Source organism: Methylobacterium sp. 2A (assembly GCF_009806555.1).
GTDB lineage: Bacteria > Pseudomonadota > Alphaproteobacteria > Rhizobiales > Beijerinckiaceae > Methylobacterium.
The window spans coordinates 473531-480788 of the sequence record NZ_VUOK01000021.1 but is presented as its reverse complement, the minus strand read 5'-3'; the positions used below and the strand labels follow the sequence as shown (position 1 = coordinate 480788).

Sequence of the window (7258 nt, the reverse complement as noted above, 5' to 3'; positions counted from 1 at the left end):
GAGGGTGCGCGAGCAATCCGCCGGCCAGGATCCGCAGGCGGCCCGGGACGCGGCGGTGGCGGCGGTGCGCGCGGTGCTGACCGGCGACCCGGCGCAGAAGGAGCAGGCCAGGAGCCGGGCCGCGGACGCGCTGGCCAAGGCGCAGGGGATCACGCCCGACCAGGCGCGGGCGCAGATCGACGACTACCAGAAGCAGTACGAGCAGGCGGTGTCCACCGCCAAGCAGAAGGCGGAGGCCGCCGCCGCGACGGCGAAGTCGGCGGCGATGCAGGGCGCCTTCTACGCGGCGATCGCGCTGATCCTGGGGGCGCTGGCGGCGTTCCTGGGCGGGCGGCTGGGCGCGCCGAAGCCGGCCACGTTGCCGGGCGCGTACGAGACGCGGCGGGTGTGACGCGGCGGCTCTGAACCCGATCACCGGCCCCCGCCAGCGGGCGGGGGCCATCCCGGCCGGGACGACCGGCCTCCATGCAGCAGGAGACGACACGATGAGCAGCACGAGCGACAAGCTGAAGGGTCTGGCCAACGAGGCGGTGGGCAACGTCAAGCAGGCAGCCGGCAAGGCGACGGGCAACGACAAGCTGGTGGCCGAGGGCAAGGCGCAGGAGCTGAAGGGCGAGGCGCAGAAGGCGGTGGGCGACGTCAAGGACGGCGCGAAGCACCTCGCCGACGCGGTCACCGGAAAGCGCTGACGCCGCACCGATGGCGACGGGTGATGCGCAAGGTCCCGGCGCAACGCCGGGATCAGGCAGGGCAGGCCGACGCGTCGAGGCGGAGATCGTCCCGCCGCGCCGGAATCGGCGCACGCCGCCCGCGACCTCACCTGAGCCGGCAGCCTCGATTTAAGAAGAGGAAGACGCGATGAGCGAAGGATATCCGTCGATGACGGCCCTGCTGGGTCTGCTGGCCGTGGCCGGCTTCCAGAACCATGACAAGATCGGGCAATGGCTCGGTCATCACGGTGCCACCACCACGCCGGCGCGCCCGCTCCCGACCGAGCCCGCGGGGGCGTCGGTCCCGGGCAATCTGGAGCGGCTGATCGGCGGTGTGGGCTCCCTCAGTGTCGGCAGTCTGATCGGCCGCGGCCTCAGCGAACTCGTCGATCATTTCACCAAGGGTGGCCATGCCGAGACGGCCCATTCCTGGATCAACCACGGGCCGAATCGCGACATCCCGGAGGCCGATCTGGAGCGGGCCACCGGACCGCAGACCCTCGCGGCGCTTGAGCAGCGGACTGGCTTGAGCAAGGCCGAACTGCTCGCCCGCCTCTCCCGCGATCTGCCCTCGGCGATCGACCGCTACTCGCCGGATGGCCGGTTGCCGGCCTTCGGGTGAGACGTTGGCCGTCCCCGTCGCGACCGGCTGGTCGCGATGGGGGCAGCCCCTGACCATCCGTCACTCGATCAACTCGTCGGCCTTGGCCATCAGCGAAGGACTGATCGTCAGGCCAAGGGTGGCGGCCGTCCTGACGTTGATGACGGTCAGGAAGCGCGCCGCAGCCTGCACCGGCAGAGAGCCGACCGAAGCGCCGCGCAGGATCCGGTCGATGTAGCCGGCCGCCCGCCCGACCTCCTGTGCGACGCTCGTGGTGTAGGCGGCTAAGCCACCCTGCCGGATCTGCGCCTCGTACGCGTAGACCGCGGGTAGCCGGTGGGCCGCGGCCAGCGCGATGATCTGCGGGCCATGGATCCCCGTCACCGCGTCCGGCAGCACGATGAGCCCGCCGCGCGGCTCCTTGGCGAAAGCGGTGACGGCCCGCTCGATCTCCGGAGCGTCGTGGATGCCGGCGATCCGGGCGTCGATGCCGAGTTCGGGCCCGATCCGGGCGAGCTCGGCCGTGTAGCCGGCGAGGCGCGCAGGGTAATCGGGGTTGATCAAGGCGAGCGCCCGGCCGGTCTCCGGGCTGAGCTCCTTGAGGAGCTGCAGCCATTTCCCAACCAGGGAAAAATCGAAGTTGGTGAAGCCGGTGAGATTGCCATCCGGATGCGACAGGCTGCTCACGAATCCGGCACCGACCGGATCCTGCAGCATCATGAATACGACGGGCGTCGTCTTCGTCGCGCGCTGGAGCACGGTCGTGCCGACCACGCCCTGCGCGAGGACGATGTCGGGCTGACGCGCGAGCATATCCTCCGTCTGCTTGCCCATCTTCTCGGTGTCGCCGTCGCCGAACTGAAGGTCCACCGCGAGATTCTGACCCCAGATCCAGCCGTGGCCCCGCAGGCTCGCCCGCAGGGTTTCGACGATCACCGGACTGTCGGGATGCGCCGCGCCGTAGACGAGGAGGATCCCGAGGCGGCGCCGTTTATCGGCCTGACTCCAGCCGGCGGTCGGCAGGATCGCAGCGCCGCCCAATCCCGCGATGACGTCGCGCCGTCTCATGCGCCTCTTCCAAGCCTGCGACGGTTGCGAAGCCTGAGGGCGGACGCCACTCCGATTTGGGGGGAGCGTCGATGCCGGTGAGTGATCGCGCATGGGATCGGGATGCAAGTCGACGCCGCACGCACCGGGCCATTCTCCGTGTCTTAACGTCTGCGTGCGCTGGTGAAAGCTTTGCGCCCGCGCAGTGAGGACCGGCCTGGGTCCGCTCTCAACGGAGCTCGATCCGCGTGCCGTTCGACCCGTTGAGGAGTCGCTTCAGGTGGAAGGCCGCGACGCTGTCGTCGGGCCGCAATCCGACCAGGGCGGCAAAGGCCGCCAGGGCGCCGGCCTCCCCAGCCTCCAGCTTGGCGAAAGCACTGCGATACTGGCTCAAAGCGGCCTCGTCGTAATCGGCCTCCGTCAGGGGCTCGAAGGCGCGCAAGGCCTCCTGCTTGCCGCGCAGGACGAGATCGCCGAGGGGCCGGCCGCGGAAGGATCCGGCGCGGGTCACCGCGGTCTCGCTGACGCAGATCCGCGTCCCGAACGCCTTGTTGGCATTCTCCAGCCGGGCCGCCGTGTTGATGGTATCGCCATAGGCCGTGTAGTCGAAATAGCGGCCGCCGCCGAAATTGCCCACGATCGCCGGCCCGGCATGCACGCCGATCCGCGTCACGCCGAAGGCGATTCCGCGCTCATGCCAACGGGCCCGGAAACCTTCGGCCGCCCGATCGAGGGCGAGAGCGCAGGCGACGGCCCTGGCGGCGTGGTCCGACTGGTCCCCCGGCGCATTGAACAGGACGTGGAGCGCGTCGCCGACGATCTTGGCGACCGTCCCCTCGTGGGCGAAGACGACATCGGTCATCTCGGCCAGATAGCCGTTCAGGATCTCCGCAAGCAGGCTCGGGTCGAGGCTCTCGACCAGGCTGGTGAAGCCCGCGATGTCGGTGAACAGCGAGGCCACGTCCCGGCGATGACCGCCGAGCTCCAGGCCGGAGGCATCTCCGGCGAGCCGTTCCGCCAGATTCGGTGAGAAGTAGCGGGCGAGCGATGCGTGTGCCCGCTCGGCCTGGGACTGCCGCCGCCGCCCCTCGCGCAAAGCCGCGACATGCCGCAGCGTCCGCTCGATCGTGGTTTCGAGGTCGCCGAAGTCGATCGGTTTCATCAGGAAGTCGAAGGCGCCGCGATTCATCGCGGTGCGGATATTGGCCATGTCGCCGTAAGCGGACACGATGATGGTCGACGGCCGTTCGGCGAAGTCCTGCAGCCTGGAGAGCAGAGTCAGCCCGTCCATACGCGGCATGTTGATGTCGGACACCACCATGTCGATGTCGCGGTGCGCGGCGAGCCTGTCCAGCGCCTCCTGCCCGTCATGCGCGAACAGGAACGTCACCGCGCCCTGGCGGATCTGGCGGCGGAATTTCTGCGTGATCAGCGTCTCGAGATCCGGTTCGTCGTCGACCACCAGAATCTTGGCGCTGGGCAGAGCGTCGCTCATGCCGTCCCCATGCGCAGGGCGAGCCGCTGTTCGATCTCGGTTTTGAGCAGGGCGAAGTCGATGGGTTTGGTGATGAGCCCGACCGCCCCTGCGGCCTCGGCCCGCTCGCGCGTCTCGGCATCGCCGTAGGCCGTGATCATGATCACCGGCACATCGGGCCGCGCCGAGCGGACCAGCGGCAGCAATTCGAGCCCGGTCATCCCGGGCATGTTGATATCGGAAAACATGAGAAGCAGATTCGGCCCGTTCGTGGCCTCGACCCGCTCCAGAGCTTCGGACGCGGAGTGAGCGAAGACCATTTCGAAGCGCCCGGCGCGCAACTCGCGGCGGAACTGCTGCCGGAACAGTTCGGTGACATCGGGTTCGTCGTCGACGACGAGGATCAGGACGTTCATGGCTGGCCCTCGGGCTCGCTCGCCGACACGGGCTTTGCGGCGGGCTCGGCCGGCGCTGCGCCGCCGCGCGGCAGCGTGATCGTGAACTCGGTGAACTGGCCGGGCTGCGTCGCCACGTCGACCGTCCCGCCGTGCTGCTTCACGAGAATGTCGTGGCTGAGCGACAGGCCGAGCCCGGTTCCCTCGCCGGCCGGCTTCGTGGTGAAGAACGGATCGAACATCTTGGCCTTGACGCTCTCGGGGATTCCCGTCCCGTTGTCGCGAACGCGGATCTCGATCGCGTCGCCGCGGTCGCGCGTGGAGACCGCGAGGGCCGGGGCATAGCCGGCCCCGGCCGCGGCGGCCTTCTTCTCCGTGGCGTAGAACCCGTTCGACATCAGGTTCAGCAGCACGCGCGTGATCTCCTGCGGGTAGATATCGGCCATCCCGGCGGCCGGGTCGAAGTCGCGCTCCAGGGTCACGTTGAAGCCGGGTTTGGCGGCACGCGCCCCGTGATAGGCGAGGTTCAGGCTCTCCTCCACCAGAGCGTTGATGTCCACGAGGCGGTGCTCGCCGGATCCGGTGCGCGAATGCAGCAGCATGTTCTTGACGATCGAGTCGGCCCGCTTCCCGTGCTGGATGACCTTATCGAGGTTGTTCTTCAACATTTCGGCGATCTCGTCGGCCTCCTCGCGGATATCCGCCGGGAGCGAGGCCGATTCCAGCATCCCGGTGAGCTCATCCACGAGCTCCTTCGAGAGCGCCGCGAAGTTGTTCACGAAATTCAGGGGGTTCTTGATCTCGTGGGCGATGCCTGCGGTCAGTTGACCGAGCGAGGCGAGCTTTTCGGACTGGACCAGACGGCTCTGCGCCTTCTGGAGATCGTCCAGCGACTGGTTGAGATCGCGGGTCCTTTCCTCGACCTTCGCCTCGAGCGTCTCGTAGGAGTCCTGGATCCGGCTCGCCATGGCGTTGAACCGGTGCGCGAGGGTCTCGATCTCGTCGCCGGTGCGGATCACGATGCGCTCCGACAGGTCCCCTGCGCCGAAGCGCTCCGCACCGTCCTGAAGCTGGCGGATCGGTACGACCATGCGCCGGGCCAGGAAGGTGCCCGCCACCGTCGCCAGCAGCAGGCCGAGGCCCATCAGCGCCAGGGTCTGGAGCACCGATTCCATGAGCGGTTCCATCGCCTCGCGCAACGGCAACTGGACGAACACGATCCAGCCGAGCCGGGGCACCGAGGCATGCGCCGCCAGGACGAGGCTGCCGTCGAGCCAGCTGGCGAGCTGGTAGTCGCGTGCGCCGTCCTTGCCGGGAAGGGCGGCGGCAACCTCCGGAAGACTGGACAGGTCCGTGTCCCGCAACACGAGGCTCAGATCCGGGTGCGCGATGAGCCGTCCGGTCGCCGTCGTGACGAAGGCGTAGCCGTTCGCGCCATTGTGGATAGTGCTGACCACATCCCAGATCAGCTTCAGGTTGACTTCTGCGACGGTCACGCCGGGATCGCGCCCCGCATGGGCGACCGCCACGGTCATGTAAGGTTCGGAGCCCCGACGGAAGTAGACGGGTCCGAACCACGTCTTGTCCTTGAGGGCCTGCGTGAAGCGGGGCGACGTGGAGAAGTCCTTGCCGCTGCCAATCACGTCCGGTTCCAGGCGCGAGACCCGCAGCTGTTCCCGTCCGCTCGGATCGAGATAGGATACCTCGGTGATCGCGGGCGCCTGTCGCATCAGGCGGATGAAGTCGTAGCGCTGCTGATCCGGCGCGATGCGGCGCCACTCGGCGCGCGTCGTCCAGCCGATCTGATTCTCGATCTCGGACACGAAGGCATCCACGCGTTCGGCCGCCGCGTGGGCCTTCTCGCGTTGCACCGCGATGGCATTCTCCTTCGCGTCCCGGAAATTCAGCATCAGGTCGACGGCGCCGTTGATGAGCAGCACCAGCGTCACCAGACCCACGAACGCGACCGCGAATTTTCCCGACAGCGGCAGGCGAAATTGTTTCGGCGGCGCGCGCGGCGGTGTGTCGAGCTTGGTCATTCGACCACCTCGTCCGCCTGCGCGAGCAGGGCGGATGGGATCTCGAAACCCTGGGCGCGCGCGGTCTTCAGGTTGACGACGAGCTCGAACTTCGTCGGGGCCTGGACAGGGAGGATACCGGGTTTGTCGCCACGAAGGATGCGGTCGACGTAGACGGCCGCCCGGCGAACCAGTTCGGCCGGATCGGGGCCGTACGACATCATCCCTCCGCGATAGGCAAAGCGCCGGATGGCATACACCGTCGGGATGCGATGTTCGGAGGTCAGCGCCACCAGGCGATCCCCGTTGGCCTCGCTGAAGGCGCCGGGCGCCACGATCAGCCCGGCCTGTCCGTGCCGCGCCAGATCGGCGACCACGGGCTCGATGTCCGTGGCCCTCTCGGCGACCACGATGCTGTGTTCGATGGCGAGTGCGGCCGCCGTGGTCTTGAAGGCGTTCGCGTAGAGATAGCCGCCGTTGATCTCGCCGCTCGGATTCAGCAGCAGGGTCACCCGCCGGATCGTCGGCACGGCTTCCCGGAGGGCGGCGAGCCACTTGCCGCCGAGCGAGGATTCATACAGCGTGAAGCCCGTGATGTTTCCGGCGGGGCGCTTGAGGCTCGCGATCAACCCGTAACCGACCGGGTCGGTCGCACCGACGAACACGATCGGGATCTTGCGGGTCAGCGTGGACACGGCGCGTAGCTGCGCGTTGAGATACGTGAAGATCGCATCGGGTTCCGTGCGCACCAGTTCGGCGGCGAGCGCATGTGTGCGCTCGTGATTGGCTCCCCCCCAGCGATGATCGATCCGGAGATCCGCCTGTCCGCGCCCGTGAAGGGCCGCGTCGAACGCGGCCGCGAGGGCACGGCCCTCGGCGTCGCCCTCGGTGAACGGCCAGAGTGCCGCCACCCGCGAGGCGGCGACGTTCCAGGCCGCGGCGGACCGGCTCGCGAGGAGCCAAGGCAACCCAGCGATCACGGTTCGCCGCCTCATCCGATCACCGAGCCCCCT

Annotated in this window: 7 protein-coding genes and 1 pseudogene; 3 read left to right on the top strand and 5 right to left on the bottom strand. The window is 68.4% G+C overall.

What is annotated here, in order from left to right; translation table 11 throughout:
* The 3 genes and pseudogenes from FVE89_RS13280 to FVE89_RS13270 all read left to right on the top strand — a co-directional run.
* Positions 1-391: pseudogene (locus tag FVE89_RS13280) on the top strand (PhnA-like protein); the annotation flags it as partial.
* A 94-nt stretch (positions 392-485) separates the two neighbouring features.
* Positions 486-689 carry a CsbD family protein gene (locus FVE89_RS13275; protein ID WP_160534392.1) on the top strand — a complete coding sequence of 68 codons (204 nt, stop codon included), beginning with the start codon at positions 486-488 and terminating at the stop codon, positions 687-689.
* Between the two features lie 169 nt (positions 690-858).
* Complete coding sequence (locus FVE89_RS13270; RefSeq protein WP_160534391.1) at positions 859-1332, top strand: YidB family protein; 474 nt, start codon at positions 859-861, stop codon at positions 1330-1332.
* 60 nt (positions 1333-1392) lie between these two features.
* Here FVE89_RS13270 and FVE89_RS13265 read toward each other — a convergent pair whose 3' ends face one another.
* From FVE89_RS13265 to FVE89_RS13245, 5 genes are all read right to left on the bottom strand, one after another.
* Positions 1393-2379, bottom strand: coding sequence for an ABC transporter substrate-binding protein (locus FVE89_RS13265; protein WP_160534390.1), 987 nt, complete (start codon positions 2377-2379; stop codon positions 1393-1395).
* A 208-nt stretch (positions 2380-2587) separates the two neighbouring features.
* Positions 2588-3853: an adenylate/guanylate cyclase domain-containing protein gene (locus tag FVE89_RS13260; protein ID WP_160534389.1), complete on the bottom strand. Its 1266-nt coding sequence runs from the start codon at positions 3851-3853 to the stop codon at positions 2588-2590.
* A complete protein-coding gene (locus FVE89_RS13255) occupies positions 3850-4248 on the bottom strand; it encodes a response regulator (RefSeq protein ID WP_160534388.1) in 399 nt (132 codons plus the stop codon). The genes FVE89_RS13260 and FVE89_RS13255 overlap by 4 nt, the downstream gene beginning before the upstream one ends.
* On the bottom strand, positions 4245-6266 hold the full coding sequence (locus tag FVE89_RS13250; RefSeq protein ID WP_160534387.1) for a cache domain-containing protein: 2022 nt from the start codon (positions 6264-6266) through the stop codon (positions 4245-4247). The genes FVE89_RS13255 and FVE89_RS13250 overlap by 4 nt, the downstream gene beginning before the upstream one ends.
* On the bottom strand, positions 6263-7213 hold the full coding sequence (locus FVE89_RS13245) for an ABC transporter substrate-binding protein (RefSeq protein ID WP_246730669.1): 951 nt from the start codon (positions 7211-7213) through the stop codon (positions 6263-6265). The genes FVE89_RS13250 and FVE89_RS13245 overlap by 4 nt, the downstream gene beginning before the upstream one ends.
* Positions 7214-7258: the final 45 nt, after the last annotated feature.

What these genes read in the sequence shown, in the direction of transcription:
- FVE89_RS13275 (WP_160534392.1), top strand. Translation starts at nt 486, where the DNA reads ATGAGCAGCACGAGCGACAAGCTGAAGGGTCTGGCCAACGAGGCGGTG.
- FVE89_RS13270 (WP_160534391.1), top strand. Translation starts at nt 859, where the DNA reads ATGAGCGAAGGATATCCGTCGATGACGGCCCTGCTGGGTCTGCTGGCC.
- FVE89_RS13265 (WP_160534390.1), bottom strand. Translation starts at nt 2,379, where the DNA reads ATGAGACGGCGCGACGTCATCGCGGGATTGGGCGGCGCTGCGATCCTG.
- FVE89_RS13260 (WP_160534389.1), bottom strand. Translation starts at nt 3,853, where the DNA reads ATGAGCGACGCTCTGCCCAGCGCCAAGATTCTGGTGGTCGACGACGAA.
- FVE89_RS13255 (WP_160534388.1), bottom strand. Translation starts at nt 4,248, where the DNA reads ATGAACGTCCTGATCCTCGTCGTCGACGACGAACCCGATGTCACCGAA.
- FVE89_RS13250 (WP_160534387.1), bottom strand. Translation starts at nt 6,266, where the DNA reads ATGACCAAGCTCGACACACCGCCGCGCGCGCCGCCGAAACAATTTCGC.